Raw genomic sequence first — 16916 nt, 5'->3', positions numbered from 1 at the left:
TCCGCCCCCTCCCGCGCTGCGATATTCGACCCGCCATGCGAACCGTCCCGCGCGTCTCCCCGCGCCTCTCCCCGCGCGCAGCCGCACGCACCGCCCCGCCCGGCGCACCCCCGGCCGGACCGGACCCCGCGCCGGCCCCGGGGCCGGCGCGCCGCGCCACGGCCGCCGCCTGCGCCCTGGCCGGCCTGCTCGCCGTCGCCGCCGTCTGCGCCGGGGACGCGGCGGCCCGGACCTTCCCCTTCGGCCCGCGCCACCGGTCGGTGAACGACCTGGCGAACCAGTTCGTCCCCTTCCACGCGCGCCTGTGGGACCTGCTGCACGGCCGCGCCGACGGCGGGATCACGCTCGACTGGGGGTCCGGCTGGGGCACGGGCTTCCTCCCCGACTACGGCACCTACCTGTCGAGCCCGCTGGCGCCGCTGGTGGCCCTGGCCCCCCGCGCGGACATCGAGTACGCCGTCTACGCCCTGACCGTCCTGAAGACGGCGCTGGCCGCGGCCGCGACCGCGCTCCTGCTGCGCCGCCTCTCCACCGTCCCCGCCCCGTGGTGGCCCGCGGTCCTCGGCGCCGCGTACGCCCTGTGCGGCTGGTCGCTGGCGGAGGGCGCCTCCAACCCGATGTGGCTGGACGGCCTGATCGCCCTGCCCCTGCTGTGCCTGGCCGCCGAATGGGCCCGCGAGGGCGTCCGCCCCGTCCTGTCCGTCCTGACGGTGGCGGTCTGCTGGACGGCGAACTTCTACACGGCCTGGATGGCGACCCTCGGCGCGGGCCTCTTCCTCCTCGCCCGCCTCGCGACGGCCGGCCCCTTCCGCCGCCGCGCGCCGCTCCGGGCCGCCGGCACGGTGCTGCTCGGGGTGGGGCTCGCCGCCCCCCTCCTCGCCCCCGTCCTGCTGTCGACCCGGCAGGCGCACCCGGGCGTCGTCCGCGCCTTCGAGCCGGCGGGCACGGCCGACGTGCTGGCCCGGCTGCTGCCGGGGACGTACGGCTTCTCCACCCCGGCCGCCTTCGTCGCCACGCCGGTGCTGCTCCTCGCGGCGGCGCTCGCCTTCCGCCGGGAGGTGCCGCGGCGGGAGCGGTGGGTGTGGCCCGGACTCGTCCTCGGCACGGCCGTCTCCCTCCAGTGGGGCCCGACCCACCTGGTGTGGCACCTCTTCGCCACGCCCAACGGCAGCCCGTACCGCCAGACCTTCGTCCTCGCCGGCCTCCTGGTGATCGCCGCGTACGCCGGCCTCGCCCACGGCCTCCCCGGCCGCCGCCCCCTCGCCGCGGGCTTTGCCGTCGTCCTCGCCCTCACGGCCGCCGCCCTCCCGAGCGGCCTCGCCACCCGCCCCGCGCTCCTCCTCGCCCTCGCCGGCCTCGCCGTGACGGCCGCCGCGCTGGCGCTCCCCCGGCGCCGCCGGTACGCCGCCGTCGCCGCGCTGCTCGTCACGGGCACGCTCCTCGGCCAGGCCGCCGCGACGACGGCCCACGCGGACCGGCGGCGCGCGGCGCACCTCGACGACTACCCGCCGTACGGCCCCGAGCAGGAGCGCCGGAGGGCGGCCCTCGCCGCGGCCGACGGCTGGCCCGCCCACCGCACCGACCCGGGCCTCCCCCGCGTCGCGGGCAACGACCCGCTCCTCCTGGGCGGCCAGGGCGCCGCCTACTACAGCAGTCACACCCCCGCCGTCCTCACCGGACTGCTCACCGCCCTCGGCGGCGGCTGGACCTCCCGGGGCCGCAACCTCCAGGGCCTCGACAACCCGGTGACCGACGCCCTGTTCGCCGTCGGCGCCCGGTGGCGGGACGGCGGGATCGTCCGTACGGGGACGGTGCTGCCGCTGGTGACGGTCCGGCCGCCGGGACCCGCGCCCGTCCTCGGCGCCGACCCCTTCCGGAACCAGGAACTCCTCCTGGGCGCCGAGGTGTACGCCCGCCCGGACCGGTCCGGCGCCTGCCCGGCCGGTACGGAGGTCTTCCTCTGGGCCCCCGACCGCACCGGCCCGGCCAGGCTCGGCGCGGGCGCCCCGGTCCGCCTCCTCGGCGGCGCCCCCCGGCGCCGGGCCGCGATGACCTCGCTGGGCCTCCAGCCCGCCCCGGGCGTCCGTCCCGTGCTCCCGCCGGGGAAGGGCCCGGCCCTCCTGGGCTGTCTGCGCCACGACCTCCTCCGCGCGGCGGTGACGGCCCTGCGCGGCCGGGCCGCCGGGACGGTGGAGACCACCCCCACGGGCCTGACGGCCCGCCTCCCGTCCGGCACCGCCGGCACGGCGGTCGTCGCCGTGCCCGCGATCCCCGGCTGGACCTGCCGGGGCCGCGCACCCCGGTCGTACGCGGGCCTGCTGGCCGTCCCCGTCACCGGAACGACCACGGTGAGCTGCGCCTTCCGTCCGCCGGGCCTCGTCCCCGGCCTGGCGGTCGCGGCCCTGTCGGCCCTGGCCCTGACCCTGGCGACCCGGCTCCGCCGCCCCGGCCGGCGGGGCGCGGGGTGACGGCGGCGGGGGTCCTACCCGGCGGCCGGCTCCAGCACGCCGAACCACTGCTCGGCGCCGTACTCCTCGAAGCGCTCCCGCTCGACGAAGCCGAGCTTCTCCGCGAGGCGCAGGGCCCGCTCGTTGGCGGTCCGCGTGGAGAGCACCACCGGCTCGCCGGGCCGCGCGCCCGCGAACCAGCCGAGCGCCGCCGCGCACGCCTCGGCGGCGTACCCGTGGCCCCACGCCCGCGGCAGGAACAGGTAGCCGAGCTCGGCCTCCCCGCCCTCCGGGAGGACGTGGCCGGGGCGGTCCGCACCGCGCGGGTCGAGCGTGACCAGGCCGATCATCGCGTCGTCGAGGACGACGACGAAGACGCCGGCGCGGCTGCCGGGCACCTCGGGCATCGCGCGGTCGAGCTCGTCGCGCGGCCGGGCGCCGCCGACGTGCGCGCCGACCTCCGGTGACGAGAACAGCTCGACGAAGGCCGCGCGGTCACGGGCCTCGGAGGCGCGGAGCACGAGCCGTCCGGTGCGTATCGGTGCGGGCGGCCAGGGGGCGGATGCGGGTGCGGTCATGGCGGGCAACCTATCCCCGGGTCCCCGCCCCGGCCACCGTTCCCGGCCTCCCCGGAAAGGGTTGCGGCACTTTCAGGCCGTGGCGTCCGGGCCGGCCTCGCCCCACCGCTCTCCCGACCCCGGGACGCGGAAGTCCTGGACCGGCGGAACGTGCCAGCGGGCCGGGTCGGGGAAGCGGGCGGCGGCCCGGGAGGCGACGAACGGGGCGGCGGCCAGGGCGACGGCGGCCAGCGCGCCCAGCCACGCGCTCGCCGCGCCGGAGACCAGGTCCAGCAGGAGCGGCGTCAGGGCCGCGAGCGCGATGCCCAGGCTCGCGAACAGGCGCCCGTGGAGGGGCGCGTGGAAGGAGGGGCGGTGCCGGAGGGGGCGGGCCGCCGCGCCGGGGACGGTGGGGAGGCGGTTCGCCGGGTCGGTCAGGTAGCGGTCGCTCCAGGTGATGGCCGAGTACCCCCAGACCATCTCGCCGGTCTCGGAGACCACGGCCACGGGGTACGACGGCGGGCCCTGGCGGCGGGCGACCGCGAGGACCGCCTCCCACCGGTCCGGCCACACGACCCAGACGGGCCCGCCCCGGAACGTGGCGGCGAAGAGGCCGAAGCGGCCGACCGGGCTCTGCCCGAAGAGCCCCGGGCCCTGCGGCTGGACGCCGTAGTAGGCGCCGTGCGCGTCGCGGAGCTTCAGCATCTGCGCGACGTCCGGCTCCGGGTCGACCAGCCGCCGGTTCTCCTCGTCGATGATCCGCACCCACTCGCCGGCCTCCAGCTCGAAGCGGACGGCGACGACCCGCCCCTCCCGCGCGTCCCGCGCGAGCAGCCGGTGGCGCTCGGGCAGCGGCCGGACGAGCAGGCTCCACAGCACGGGGAGGGGGACCAGGACCCAGAGGACCAGGGGCAGGGCCCCGAGGACCAGGGCCACCTCGTGCACCTCGCCGAGGGCGGCGTGGCGGTACGCCGCGAAGGGGGCGAGCGCCACGAGGACCATGCCCGTGACCGCGCACCAGTCCACCCGGTCCCGGGGCAGCACCGACGGCAGGCCCCGCCACGGCGCGGGGCCGGGCGGGGGCGGTGCGGGCGCGCCCCGGGTCATGAGGGCCCACGCCCCCGCGCACGCCGCGCCGGCCACCAGCGCGGCCAGCACGTCCAGGCGGGGGCCGTCGGCCCTGTCGCGGGCCAGGCAGAGGACGAGGGCGACGGCGGCGCAGCCGAACGCGGCGGCACGCAGGACTTCGGGGGCGGTGCGTTTCACGGGTCGAGTCTCCCGGTCGGTTCGGCGGGGCCGGCGGGCCCGGGCGGGCGAACGGGATCGTAGGTCCGCTCGTCCCGTCCGGACCCGCGCCGTGACCGGAAGGTTGTACGGACCCCGGCGCTCCGGGGCCGGCGCGCCCGTCCCGTCCCGTTACGGGCGCTCGTACCGGACCGTCATGATCTCCATGTTGTGCCCGTCCGGGTCGGCGAAGTAGGCGCCCCGGCCGCCGAAGAGGTCGTTGACCTCGTGCGGGTGGCGGTGGTTCGGGTCCGCGTAGTAGGTGACTCCGGCCGCCTCCAGGCGGCCGATCATCGCGTCGAAGTCCTCGTCCCGCACGAGGAACGCGTAGTGCTGTTCCCGGACGGGGCCGGACGTCTGGAGGAAGTCGAGCGTCACGCCGTTGGCGAGGTCGACGGGGAGGAAGGGGCCGAACGGGGCGCCCACCTCCAGACCGAGGATCCCGGCCAGGAAGTGGGCGGAGGCGGAGCGGTCGGTGGAGTGGACGACGGTGTGGTCGAGCTGGACCTCGGGAAGTGTCACCCTTCCGACCGTACGTGACCCGCCCCCGCCTCCGACCGATGCATATCGGCCGAAACGATCAGCCGTGGAGGCCGAGTTGGCGCTGGTGCTCCAGGGCCCGGCGCAGCTCCACCGCCGACGGGTGGTAGGGCCCGTAGAGCCGCTCCGCGTCCAGGAGGAGGCGGTTCAGCTCCGCCCGTCCCTCCGCGTGCCGTCCGGTGGCGACCAGCAGCAGGCCGGTGCGGCGCCGGATGTCGAAGGACCGGGCGGGGTCCGGCGCGGGTCCCCGCTCGAAGGCGGGGAGGACCGCGCGGAAGGCGGCGAGGGCCTCGGCGGTCTCGCCGAGCTGCTCCAGGCAGAGCGCGATGTCGTAGCGGAACTGCGCGTTGCCCGGGTCGTCGGCGGCGAGCCGGCGCAGCTCGGGCAGGGCGCGCCGGTACTGCCCGTCGTCCAGCAGCGTGGACGCGTACTGCTTGCGCAGGATGCGGACGACCGGGGAGGCCTCGCCGTGCTCGGCCGCGGCGGCCGGGAGGATCCCGCCGAGCATGTCGACGGCCTGGGTGAGGGCGCCCTCGCCGAGGAGCCGCTTGACCTCCTCCACGGCACCGGCCACGTCGGCGCCCCGGGGCACGGGGGGCGCGTGGGGCGGGAGCGGGGGGTGGGCGGGGGCGGCGACCCGGGGGTCGGCGACGGACGGGCGGGCGGCCGGGACCGCGGGGGCCGGGGCGGCGGGGCGGGAGGCGGCGGGCCAGGGGGCGTGCGGGCGGAGGAAGGGCCGGGTGGGGTCCATGGGGCCGGCCGGGGTGCCGCGCGCGGGGAGCAGGGGCAGCAGCGCCTCGTACACCTCGGGGGCGCCGGAGGGGCGGGCGGCCGGGTCCTTGGCGAGGAGCCGCAGGACGAGGGCCTCCAGGAGCTCGGGGACCTCGGGGCGGACCTGGCGGAGCGGCACGGGCGGCTCGTACAGGTGGCGGTGGAGGACGCCGAGGGCGGTGGATCCGGCGAACGGCACGTTCCCGGAGAGGAGTTCGTGGAGCAGGACGCCGAGGGCGTACAGGTCGGTCTGCGGTCCGACGGCGCCGCCCATGGCCTGTTCGGGGGCCATGTAGGCGGGGCTGCCGATGGGTTCGCCGGTGTGGGTGAGGCGGGTGGTGTCGGAGTCGAGGACGGAGGCGACGCCCAGGTCGAGGACGGTGAGGGTGCCGTCGGGGCGGATCATCACGTTCCGCGGCTTGAGGTCGCGGTGCACGATCGGCACCGCGTGGACGGCGGCGAGCACCGCGCACAGCTGCGCGGCGACGCAGACGGCCCACTCCCAGGGGTAGGGGTCGTGCTCGGCGAGGTGGTCGGCGAGGTCGGCGCCGTCGACGTACTGCATGACGAGGTACAGGTCGTCGGCGTCGCTGCCGGCGTCGTGGACGGTGACCAGGCCGGGGTGGTCGACGTGGGCGGTGACCCGGCACTCGCGGACGAAGCGGCGGCGCAGTTCGTCGGCGGCGGTGGCGGGGCCGGTGAGGGCGGCGGGGCTGAGGAGCTTCACGGCGACCCGGCGGTCGAGGCGGGTGTCGTACCCGGTCCACACCTGGCCCATGCCGCCCTGGCCGATGACGGTGGCCAGTTCGTACCGTCCGCCGACGACCCGTCCGTTCACTTCTCGCCCTCCTTGCGGAGGAGGTCGCTGAGCTCGTCCAGCTCGGCGCGGACCTGGTCGATGCGGGGGGACGGCGGGGGCGTGGGGGCGGACGCCGGGGGCGTCGTCGCGTACGGGTTCGGGGGCTGGGGCTGGGGCTGCTGCGTGTACGGGTTCGGGTTCGGGCCCGGCAGGGTGACGGCCGTCGCCGGGTCGACGGGCGGGTAGCCGTACGCGGGCGCGCCGTGCGGCGGGCGGGCGCCGGGGACCGCGGCCGCGCGGTGGTGCTTGATGTCCGTGGCCAGGTAGTGCCAGACCACGGCGGCGGCCATGGCGAGGACCACCGCCGCGCCGACGTTGATCTGCCAGGAGTCCTGGTCCTCCTCCTGGAGCAGGACGAAACAGCCGACGGTGAGCGCCAGCTGGGCCCAGAAGAGGACCCAGTCGCGGATGGTCCTGCGCATGATCGCGAGGCGGAGCATCGCCACCCAGGCGAGCAGCCCGAGGGAGAGCACGACGGCCGCCGTCACGAGGACGCGGACGGCCACCTTCCCGGCGGACGATCCGCCTCCGGGTCTCGGCGCGGGAGCGGCAGGCATCTGTCCGTACATGCGGATTCCCCCCTGGGACGGCTGATCAGGCTACGAGGGTAGCCCCGCCGTCACCCGGGTCGGACGCTTCCGTCCGCGAGGCCGTCGTAGAGGCCCTGGACCAGTTGTTCGCCCAGCCGGGCGGCGAGCCGCAGCGCCTCCTCGAACTCGGACAGGGAGCGGTAGCGCGCGCCGTGCCGGCGCTGGTCGGCGAGGGGGAGCCGGGGCAGCTGGAGGCGGCGGACGTCGAGCCGGGTGGCGGTGGAGGCGAAGCTGCTGGCCTGCCGGTTGTTGGCGGTGCCGCGCAGGAAGCCGGCGAGGAACCAGGGGTCGAGGGCGACGGGATCGGGGCGCAGCAGCTGGAGGCCGCGGCCCAGGGCGGCGCCGGCGGTGGCGGCGTCGACGACCCGGGCGGACGGGCCGCCGCCGAGGACGGGGACGACGACGTCGCCCTCGCGGACCAGGACGGGATCCTCGGCCGGGCCGTCGGCGGACTCCGGGAGGGTGCCGGAGGGGGCGGCTCCGGTCAGCACGTCGTGCTCGGTGAGGACGGGGACCTCGCGGCCGGCGGGGGCGGTGCCCTGGCCGCCGGTGCGGAGCTGGAGGGCGCCGGTGCGGGCCAGTTCGCCGACGGTGGTGTGGGGGCGGGGCGCGGGGCGGGCGGCTTCGGGGGCCGGGGCGAGGGCGAGGGTGCGGCGCAGGGTGGCGTCCAGGCGCTCGCGGACCGCGGCGAGTTCGGCGGCGGAGCCGCCCGCGTCGGGGGCGGTGAGGTAGCGGGCGGGGGCGAGGTCGACCTCGTCGTCGAGGAGGTCGATGACGGGGACCGAGCGGGCCAGGGAGCCGTCGCCGGCACGGCCCGCCCAGGCGTCGAGGACCGCGTTCTGCAGGGCGGTCCAGGGAAGCTTGTCGCGTCCGGCGTCGGGGGCGAGCCCGGCGGTGTCGACGAAGAGGGTCTCGGCCGGGGGGCGGCGGCCGGCGGCGGGGCGGACCAGGACCCAGAGGTGGAGCGGGATGCCGTAGGGGGGCGCGGCGCCGGCCGGGAGGGCGACGATCGCCCGCAGGGCGCCCCGGCGCAGGAGGTCGGCGCGGATGCGGCGGCCGGAGCGGCGGGAGGCGACGGCGGGGGGCATGAGGAGGACGGCGGTGCCGCCGTCGCGCAGCCGGGCCAGGGCGTGCTGGACCCAGGCGAGCTCGGACTCGGTCCGGGCGGGGAAGCCGTACTCCCAGCGGGGGTCGTAGGCGAGTTCGTCGTGGCCCCAGGCGCGCTCGTTGAACGGCGGGTGGGTGAGGACGGTGTCGGCGCGCAGCTCGGGGAAGGCGTCGGCGCGCAGGGTGTCGCCGGCGGCGGAGCGGACGTCGGCGTCGCCGTGGAGGGCGAGGCGGAGCGCGGAGAGCGCCGCCAGCTCGGGGTCGGCGTCCTGGACGGCGAGGGTGGCGGGGCGGGCGGCGGCGCGGAGGAGGCCGCCGGTGCCGGAGGCCGGGTCGAGGAGGACGCCGGCGGGCGGGTCGCCGGCGCTCGCGGTCGCGGCGGCGGCGAGGGCGGCCATCAGTTCGGCGAGCGGCGGCGGGGTGAGGGTGTACTGGCGCGGGTTGGCGTCCAGGTGGCGGCCGAGGAGGAACTCGAAGGCCTGCCGGGGGCCGCCCAGTTCGGCCGCGAGCTCGACGGCGGCGCGGAGCAGCGGGGCGGTGGGGGCGAGCGCGCCTGCGGTGGGGGTGGGGACCGCCCTGGGGATGCCGAAGCGGACGGTCAGGACCTCTTCGAGGGGGCCGGGCAGGGCCTCGGCGAAGCGGGGGTCGGGGAGGGCCGCGAGGGCGGCGAGGGCGGGCGGGCGCTCGCGCAGGAGCAGCAGGACGGCGCCTGCGTGGACGAGGCCGGTGAGGGTGCCGGCGGGGTGGCCGGCGAGCTGCTGCCAGACGCGCTCGCGGAGCGGGATCTCGGCGAGCTTGCCCTGCTCGCGGAGCCACCGCTCGACCTCGGCGAGGGCGAAGCAGGGGCTGGTCTCGGTGCCGCCCACGGGCTTGGGGAAGTCGGCGTGCCGACGGCGCCAGTTGCTGACGGCGGCCCTGCCGACGCCCGCGAGCCGGGCGATGCCCGCGGCGGTGACCTCTGTAGCGCTGTCCTCGGGCACCTGGACCCTCCGTCCTCCCGCTCGTACGACTCGTGAACGCCGAGCATACCGATCGAAGGGGTTCACGGCGTGAGTCGAGTCGATTCCCGCGAACGTGGTTGACTCGGTTCACAGGCTCTGGTGTGATTACGGCATCGGAACACGGAGTCCACAGGAACCTCTCGACACCCGAAAGGTGTTCACAGCCATGTCGAAGTCTCAGACGCAGCGCAGCTGGTTCGCCCGCCACAAGGTCCTCACCGCCGCCGGCGCGGTCGTGGTCGTCGTCGCCGTCGGCGCGGCGATGGGCGGGGGCGGGGACGCGGGCACCGCCGAGGCGAAGCCCTCGGCCACGGCGGCCGCGGGCGGGAAGACGACGGGGGCCGGCTCCGGGGCGGCGGGGTCGAAGGCCCCGGAGTCCGCGGCCCCGGAGAAGAAGGCCGTCACCCTCGACGGGGACGGCGACTTCGAGGTGGGCTCCGACGTGAAGCCGGGCCTCTACCGCTCGACGGGCAACGAGGACGCGATGTGCTACTGGGAGCGGGCGAAGGACGCCAAGGGCGAACTCGACTCGATCCTCGCGAACGACAACGTGACGGGCACGGCCTACGTCGAGATCCGGAAGGGCGACAAGCTCTTCAAGTCCACGGGCTGCGAGACCTGGGAGGCGGTGGACGCCAAGGCCGCCGGCACCCCCGGGGCCACGCTGAAGGGCGACGGCGGCATGTTCAAGGTCGGCGTCGACGTGGCGCCCGGCACCTACAGGTCGACGGGCAACAAGGACGCCGGCTGCTACTGGGAGCGCGCGAAGGACGCCGGCCACGGCATGGACGCGATCCTCGCGAACGACAACGTGACCGGCACGGCCATCGTCAAGATCACCGCCAAGGACGGCTACTTCAAGTCGGTCGGCTGCGGCGACTGGACCAAGACGTCCTGACGCCGCGGGCAGGAGGCCGGACGGGTCAGCCGGCGGAGACCGGATGCCGGACGGGTCGGCCGGCGGAGACCGGATGCCGGACGGGTCGGCCGGCGGAGACCGGATGCCGGACGGGTCGGCCGGCGGAGACCGGGTGACGGACGGGTCAGCCGGCGGAGACCGGGTGACGCACCCACACGTTGGGCTCGACGTAGACCGCGTAGCCGCGCGCGGCCTCGCAGTGGACGGGCACCAGCGCGCCCGGGACCTCGACCGGCCCGTCCGTGTCGAAGGCCAGCCCCGTCCACTTCCGCCACTGCTCCACCGAGCCGGAGACCGTCATCGACGCGGGCGCGACGGCCTCGATCCGGCCCCCCGCGCGGACGTGCACGCGCAGCCACGGGTCGTGCGGCAGCCCGTCGGACTCCCGGGTCCGGAAGGCGTACTCGTGGATGGAGGCCCCGGCCTCCAGGTGCTTGCCGTTGGGCCGGACCGGGGCGACGAGCTCCCGGAAGCCCAGCCGGCGCACGTTCTCCCGCATCGCGGCGAGCATCCGGTGCGAGACGCCGCGCCCGAGGAAGCGGGTGTCGACGGTGATCTCGATGGCGCTCACCGTGTCCGGCGCGTGGCCGTGCCGCAGGTCGGAGAAGGCCCACAGCAGCACCTCGTCCCACCCCCGCTCGGGCAGCGCGCGCCGCCCCTCCGCGTCGAGCCGGAAGGGCACGCCGAAGCCGCGGGCGACGACGGCGCCGTCCGGGTCGGTGGCGACGAGCACGTACTCGGGGAACTCGCGGACGATCCGGCCCATGTGGGACCAGCCCACCGGGTCGTACATCATGAACTCGGGCCAGAGGTCCTTCATCGACCACATCGGGCCCTCGAGCTCGGGGCGCTCGGCGAGCGTGGTGATCGTCAGTTCCTGGTTCATGACCGCAGGCTAGAAGGTCCGTTCGATCCGACCAACCGAATATTCGATCATGTCGACCGGATGGCGGACGCGCCTCAGCCGCCGCACTGCTCCAGCATCGCCTTCCGGTCCGGGGCGGTCACCGGCAGCGCGTACTTCTCCGCCACCTGCGCGAAGCGGACCGCGTAGGCGCAGCGGACCCCCTTGGCCGGCGGCAGCCAGGAGGCGGGACCGGAGTCCCCCTTCGAGGAGTTGGCGCGGCCCTGCACCGGCAGGAGGTTCAGCGGGTCGTTGGCGAGCCGCTGCCGCTTCGCGTCCGTCCAGCGCGAGGCGCCCATCTGCCAGGCGTACGACAGCGGGACGACGTGGTCGATCTGGACCTCGGAGGCCTTCTGCTTGCGCCAGTCGATGACGGTGCCGGTGTAGGGGTCGTCCAGCGTCATCGAGACGACCACGCAGTTCGAGCCGTCCCGGAAGCGGAGCTCCCGCCCGTCGCGGCGGAGCAGGTCGTTGCGGGTGTCGCAGCCGTTGCGCGCGAGCGGCACGCCGTCGGCCTTGTCCAGCCAGGCCTCCCCGAACTCGTCCCGCGCGTAACCGGTGCGCGGTCCGCGTTTCCGGGTGGCGAGCCCCTCGATGAGGGTCCGGGCCCGCGCCCGCTCGTCCTTCGCCGTCACCGGCGCCAGCCCCGGCTTCGTACCGTCCGGGTTGAGGAAGGGGCTCACGACCCGTCCGGTGGACCCGGACCCGCCGGACTCCTGGCCGGGCAGGGTGCACCCGGAGAGGAGGGCGAGCCCGCAGAGGACGGCGACGGGGTGGAGCCTTCGACGTATCAGCACGCGGGAATCCTAGGCCCGAAAGTGCCGATAGCGATCATTTCGTCAGATCTTGCCGATCCCGAGCGTGTTCTCCGAGGGCAGCAGCCCCGAGCCGATCGCGGCGAGCCAGGGGCCGCCGAGGAGCTCCGCGAGCCGCGCGGTGGCGTCGGGGCCCAGCGCGGCCCAGGGGGTGGCGGCGAGCTCGTCGGTGCGCCGCTCGATCCCGGCCCGCAGCTCCCGCCCGGCCGGCGTGGCGGCGCCGGCCGCGTCCACGAGACCGCGCCCGGCGAGGCGGTCCCGGGCGGCCGCCCACTCCCCCTCGCTCCATCCCCGGCTCGCGAAGACGCCCTCGGGCGCGGCGCCGACCGCGGCGAACGACACCAGCGCCTCCACCGGGTCGAGCCCGGCCGCGAGCAGCGCGGCGACGTGCCCGTCCCCCCGGTGCTCGCGCAGCAGGGTCGCGGCCTGCCAGAGCACCAGGTGCGGCGCGTCGGCCCAGGCGAGGTCGGCGTGGGCGGCGGCGAGCGGCCGCCCGGCGGTGTCCGCGGCCTCGGCGGCGCGCCGGGCGAGCGCGGCCGCCTCGTCGAGCCCGGCCACGCCGAACAGCCCCCGGTACGTCCGGTCCACCGCCCGCAGCCGCGCGGCGAGCACCTCCGCCGGCGCGGCGGCCTCCCAGGCGGCGGGGACGTACCGCCCCACCATGGCCGGGCTGAAGCTGTAGAAGGCGGAGGCGACCCGGCCGGGCCCGACGGCTCCCAGCGGCGCGGCCCGCCAGGCGAAGTAGGCGGGCCAGCGCTCCGCCGTGCCGTACCCGAGCGCGGCGGCCTCCTCGAAGGCCTCGGGGGCGTAGTAGTGCAGGGCGTGCAGCGGTTCGAGCAGGTGCCACATCTGTCGTACGCGAGCGGTGTCCATGGGGACCTCCGGGACGGCGGGCGCGAATCTAGCCACTGACAAGACTGCGCCCGCCCGGAGAACTTGTCAATGACTAGACACGGGTTAGGCTGCCGCCATGACACCTCGGAGCACGGAGCGGAGCAGCTACCACCACGGCGGCCTGCGGCAGGCGGTCCTGGCGGCGGCCCTGGAGGTCATCGCCGCCGAGGGCCCCGGCGCCCTGAGCCTGCGCGACCTGGCCCGCCGGGCGGGCGTCTCGCACGCCGCCCCCGCCCACCACTTCGGCGACCGGACGGGCCTGCTGACCGCCATCGCGGCCCAGGGCTTCGAGCTCCTCGCCGACACCCTCGCGGGCGGCACCACCCTCGCCGACCGGGGCCGCCGGTACGTCCGCTTCGCGGCCGGCCACCCGGCGCACTTCCAGGTCATGTTCGCGCCCGCCCTGCTGCGCGCCGACGACCCGGACCTCGCGGCGGCGCGCGAGCGGGCGGGCGCCGAACTCCGCGCGGGCGTCGCCGCCCCGCCCGGCCGGGACGCCCGCGCCACCGGCATCGCCGCCTGGTCCCTGGCCCACGGCTTCGCCACCCTGTACCTCACGCACAACGTGGACGACGCCGTCGGCGGCGTCCCGCCGGAGGAGTACTTCGACGGCCTGACGGGCTTCCTCACGGACCCGCGGGACTGACCCGCCGCCCGGAAGGACCGCCCGCCGGGCCGTGACCGCCCCCGGAAGGGCGTCAGTCCAGGATCGTCGTCAGGAACTCCCCGGTCCACGCCAGCAGTTCGCGTCCGACGAGCGGCTTGCCGCCGATCGGACGGGTGGCCGGGCGCGGCACCAGGATCTGGTGGACGGCCGGCTTGATCACGGACTTCGGGTGGAGGCGCTTCAGCCGGAGCTCCTGCGACTCCCTCAACTCCACCGGCGCGAAGCGGATGTTCGGGCCCTGGAGGACGATCTCGGCGACGCCGCAGGCACGGGCCAGCATCCGCAGGCCCGCCACCAGGAGGAGGTTCTCCACCGGCTCCGGCAGCTTGCCGTACCGGTCGGTCAGCTCCTCCCGCACCGCCTTGACGTCCTCCTCCGAGTTCGCCGAGGCGATCGCGCGGTACGCCTGGAGGCGCAGCCGCTCGCCGGGGGCGTAGTCGTGCGGGACGTGCGCGTCGACCGGCAGCTCGATCTTGACCTCCAGCGGCTCCTCCTCCTGCGCGCCGCCCTCCAGGGAGGCCCGGTAGTCCGCCACCGCCTCGCCGACCATCCGCACGTACAGGTCGAAGCCGACGCCCGCGATGTGACCGGACTGCTCGCCGCCGAGGAGGTTGCCCGCGCCGCGGATCTCCAGGTCCTTCATCGCCACGTACATGCCCGCGCCCATCTCGGTGTGCTGGGCGATGGTCGCGAGCCGCTCGTGCGCGGTCTCGGTGAGCGGCTTCTCCGGCGGGTAGAGGAAGTAGGCGTAGCCGCGCTCCCGGCCGCGGCCGACCCGGCCGCGCAGCTGGTGCAGCTGCGAGAGGCCGAAGTTGTCGCCGCGCTCCACGATCAGCGTGTTGGCGTTGGAGATGTCGATGCCGGACTCGACGATCGTCGTCGAGACGAGCACGTCGAACTTCTTCTCCCAGAAGTCCACCACGACCTGCTCCAGGGCGCTCTCGCCCATCTGCCCGTGGGCCGTCGCGATCCGCGCCTCCGGGACGATCTCGCGCAGCCGGGCCGCCGCGCGGTCGATCGAGTCGACGCGGTTGTGGATGTAGAAGACCTGTCCCTCGCGCAGGAGTTCGCGGCGGATCGCCGCGCCGATCTGCTTCTCCTCGTACGGGCCGACGAAGGTGAGGACCGGGTGCCGCTCCTCGGGCGGCGTGGTGATCGTGGACATCTCGCGGATGCCCGTCACCGCCATCTCCAGCGTCCGGGGGATCGGGGTCGCGGACATCGTCAGGACGTCGACGTTGGCCCGGAGCTTCTTCAGCTGCTCCTTGTGCTCGACGCCGAAGCGCTGTTCCTCGTCGACGATGACCAGGCCGAGGTCCTTGAACTTCGTCTCGGAGGCGAAGAGGCGGTGGGTGCCGATGACGACGTCGACCGACCCCTCCCTCAGCCCCTCCAGGGTCGCCTTCGCCTCCGCGTCGGTCTGGAAGCGGGAGAGGGCGCGGACGTTGACCGGGAACTGCCCGTACCGCTCGGAGAAGGTGCCGTAGTGCTGCTGGACGAGGAGGGTCGTCGGCACCAGGACCGCGACCTGCTTGCCGTCCTGGACCGCCTTGAAGGCGGCCCGCACGGCGATCTCCGTCTTGCCGTAGCCGACGTCGCCGCAGATGAGCCGGTCCATCGGGACCGTCTTCTCCATGTCCTCCTTCACCTCGGCGATCGTCGAGAGCTGGTCGGGCGTCTCCGCGTACGGGAAGGCGTCCTCCAGCTCCCGCTGCCACGGGGTGTCCGGGCCGAAGGCGTGGCCGGGAGCCGCCATCCGGGCGCTGTACAGCTTGATCAGGTCCGCGGCGATCTCCTTGACCGCCTTCTTGGCCCGCTGCTTGGTCTTCGTCCAGTCGGCGCCGCCCAGCCGGTGCAGGGTGGGCGCCTCGCCGCCGACGTACTTGGTGACCTGCTCCAGCTGGTCGGTCGGGATGTAGAGCCGGTCGCCGGGCTGGCCGCGCTTGGCGGGGGCGTACTCGACGAGCAGGTACTCGCGGGTCGCGCCCTGCACCGTGCGCTGCACCATCTCCAGGTAGCGGCCCACGCCGTGCTGCTCGTGCACGATGTGGTCGCCGGCCTCCAGGGTCAGCGGGTCGATCGTCTTGCGCCGCTTGGCCGGCATCCGCCGGCCGTCCTTGCCCGCCGCCTTCTGGCCGGACAGGTCGGTCTCCGTCAGCACGGCCAGCTTCAGCGCCGGGTCCACGAAGCCGAAGTCGATCGACCCGCAGGCCACGTGCACGACCGCCGGGTCAACCTCCCGCAGGTCGGCCGCCTGCCGGGCCGCGATGCCCTCGCCGCCCAGCACCTCCACGGTGCGGGAGGCGGGGCCGTGGGCCTCCGTCACGTAGACCGTCCGCCAGCCGTCGGCCAGCCAGCCCTTGGTGTCGGCGAGCGCCCGGGCCGTGTCGCCGCGGTACGTCTCCGGGGCGTGCATGCCCAGCGTGAGGGTGTCGGCCTCCCGGTCGAGGTCGGCGGCGAAGGGCGACACCGACCACCACATCATCCCGAGCTCCCGCGCCCGGTCCCGGACGTCCACGATCCCCCACAGGGAGGCCGCGCCCACGTCGATCGGCGCCTCGCCGCCGCCGGCCGTCGCCGCCCACGACGCCTGGAGGAACTCCTGGCTGGTGGCGACCAGGTCCGCGGCCCGGGTGCGGACCCGCTCGGGGTCGCAGACGACCGCCATCGACCCGGCCGGGAGGACGTCGAGCAGCAGCTCCATGTCGTCCACGAGGACCGGCGCGAGGGACTCCATGCCCTCGACCGCGATGCCCTCGGCGATCTTGTCCAGCATCTCGCCCAGCTCCGGGTGCTCCTCGGCGAGGGCCGCGGCCCTCGCCCGCACCTCGTCCGTCAGCAGCAGCTCGCGGCAGGGCGGCGCCCACAGGCCGTGCTCGGCCACCTCCAGGGAGCGCTGGTCGGCGACCTTGAAGTAGCGGATCTCCTCGACGTCGTCGCCCCAGAACTCGATCCGGAGCGGGTGCTCCTCGGTCGGCGGGAAGACGTCGAGGATGCCGCCGCGGACCGCGAACTCGCCGCGCTTCTCGACCAGCTCGACCCGGGAGTACGCGGCGGCGGCGAGCCCCTCGACGACCGCGCCGAGGTCCGCCGTCCGCCCGCTGCGCAGGGCCACCGGCTCCAGGTCGCCCAGCCCCTTGACCTGCGGCTGGAGCACCGACCGGATCGGCGCGACGACCACGCTGACCGGCCCCGCCGCCGGGTCGTCCGGGCTCGGGTGCGCCAGCCGGCGCAGCACGGCCAGGCGCCGCCCGACGGTGTCCGAGCGGGGCGAGAGCCGCTCGTGCGGCAGCGTCTCCCAGGAGGGGTACTCCACGACGGTGTCCGGGTCGAGCAGCGAGCGCAGCGCCGCCGCCAGGTCCTCGGCCTCCCGGCCGGTCGCCGTCACGGCGAGCACCGGCCGCCCCGAGTCCCGGGCGAGCGCGGCGACCGCGAAGGGCCGGGCGGCGGCGGGCCCGACCAGGTCCACGTGCGGGCGGTTCCCGTCGGACGCGGCCGTCACCGCCTCCGCGAGGGCCGCGTCCTTGACGACGAGGTCGAGCAGACCGTGCAGGCTCATGG

At 76.1% G+C, this 16916-nt stretch carries 13 protein-coding genes; 3 read left to right on the top strand and 10 right to left on the bottom strand.

The genetic code is table 11. The features are described 5' to 3' along the window. Positions 1 to 35 precede the first annotated feature (35 nt). The gene (locus IE287_RS23980; protein ID WP_189851233.1) at positions 36 to 2468 is read left to right on the top strand and encodes a YfhO family protein; all 2433 of its coding nucleotides are present in this window, start codon (positions 36 to 38) and stop codon (positions 2466 to 2468) included. A 14-nt stretch (positions 2469 to 2482) separates the two neighbouring features. Here IE287_RS23980 and IE287_RS23975 read toward each other — a convergent pair whose 3' ends face one another. From IE287_RS23975 to IE287_RS23950, 6 genes are all read right to left on the bottom strand, one after another. Then, on the bottom strand, positions 2483 to 3025 hold the full coding sequence (locus tag IE287_RS23975) for a GNAT family N-acetyltransferase (RefSeq protein WP_189851232.1): 543 nt from the start codon (positions 3023 to 3025) through the stop codon (positions 2483 to 2485). A gap of 72 nt (positions 3026 to 3097) precedes the next feature. Next, a complete protein-coding gene (locus IE287_RS23970; RefSeq protein ID WP_189851231.1) occupies positions 3098 to 4270 on the bottom strand; it encodes a hypothetical protein in 1173 nt (390 codons plus the stop codon). A gap of 150 nt (positions 4271 to 4420) precedes the next feature. Continuing rightward, positions 4421 to 4810 (bottom strand): VOC family protein, encoded by a 390-nt coding sequence (locus IE287_RS23965; protein WP_189851230.1) that lies wholly within the window; start codon positions 4808 to 4810, stop codon positions 4421 to 4423. A 58-nt stretch (positions 4811 to 4868) separates the two neighbouring features. Next, the gene (locus IE287_RS23960) at positions 4869 to 6437 is read right to left on the bottom strand and encodes a serine/threonine-protein kinase (RefSeq protein WP_189851229.1); all 1569 of its coding nucleotides are present in this window, start codon (positions 6435 to 6437) and stop codon (positions 4869 to 4871) included. Next, the gene (locus IE287_RS23955; protein ID WP_189851228.1) at positions 6434 to 6964 is read right to left on the bottom strand and encodes a hypothetical protein; all 531 of its coding nucleotides are present in this window, start codon (positions 6962 to 6964) and stop codon (positions 6434 to 6436) included. The genes IE287_RS23960 and IE287_RS23955 overlap by 4 nt, the downstream gene beginning before the upstream one ends. Before the next feature lie 113 nt (positions 6965 to 7077). After that, entirely contained in the window at positions 7078 to 9135 is a 2058-nt protein-coding gene (locus IE287_RS23950; protein WP_189851227.1) for an N-6 DNA methylase, read from the bottom strand. A gap of 187 nt (positions 9136 to 9322) precedes the next feature. Between IE287_RS23950 and IE287_RS23945 the strand changes: the two genes are divergently transcribed. Further along, on the top strand, positions 9323 to 10054 hold the full coding sequence (locus IE287_RS23945; protein ID WP_189851226.1) for an Rv1352/Rv1906c domain-containing protein: 732 nt from the start codon (positions 9323 to 9325) through the stop codon (positions 10052 to 10054). Positions 10055 to 10199: 145 nt separating this feature from the next. Here the strand turns inward: IE287_RS23945 and IE287_RS23940 are convergent, their stop codons facing one another. The 3 genes from IE287_RS23940 to IE287_RS23930 all read right to left on the bottom strand — a co-directional run bounded on the left by IE287_RS23940 (position 10200) and on the right by IE287_RS23930 (position 12667). Continuing rightward, positions 10200 to 10961: an N-acetyltransferase gene (locus IE287_RS23940; RefSeq protein WP_189851225.1), complete on the bottom strand. Its 762-nt coding sequence runs from the start codon at positions 10959 to 10961 to the stop codon at positions 10200 to 10202. A gap of 74 nt (positions 10962 to 11035) precedes the next feature. After that, the gene (locus IE287_RS23935; RefSeq protein WP_189851224.1) at positions 11036 to 11776 is read right to left on the bottom strand and encodes an HNH endonuclease family protein; all 741 of its coding nucleotides are present in this window, start codon (positions 11774 to 11776) and stop codon (positions 11036 to 11038) included. A 42-nt stretch (positions 11777 to 11818) separates the two neighbouring features. Continuing rightward, positions 11819 to 12667 (bottom strand): SCO6745 family protein, encoded by an 849-nt coding sequence (locus IE287_RS23930; RefSeq protein ID WP_189851223.1) that lies wholly within the window; start codon positions 12665 to 12667, stop codon positions 11819 to 11821. A 97-nt stretch (positions 12668 to 12764) separates the two neighbouring features. Here IE287_RS23930 and IE287_RS23925 point away from each other — a divergent pair, with 97 nt between their 5' ends. Continuing rightward, positions 12765 to 13334: a TetR/AcrR family transcriptional regulator gene (locus IE287_RS23925; protein ID WP_189851222.1), complete on the top strand. Its 570-nt coding sequence runs from the start codon at positions 12765 to 12767 to the stop codon at positions 13332 to 13334. 52 nt (positions 13335 to 13386) lie between these two features. On the opposite strand, the gene mfd is transcribed toward IE287_RS23925, so the two are convergent. Continuing rightward, a complete protein-coding gene (gene mfd / locus IE287_RS23920) occupies positions 13387 to 16914 on the bottom strand; it encodes a transcription-repair coupling factor (protein WP_189851221.1) in 3528 nt (1175 codons plus the stop codon). Between the last annotated feature and the right edge of the window lie 2 nt (positions 16915 to 16916).

Origin of the sequence: Streptomyces omiyaensis (assembly GCF_014650895.1) — a bacterium.
Lineage (GTDB): Bacteria > Actinomycetota > Actinomycetes > Streptomycetales > Streptomycetaceae > Streptomyces > Streptomyces omiyaensis.
Note: the sequence above shows the minus strand (reverse complement) of the source record. Positions and strands in the feature narration are given on the sequence as shown.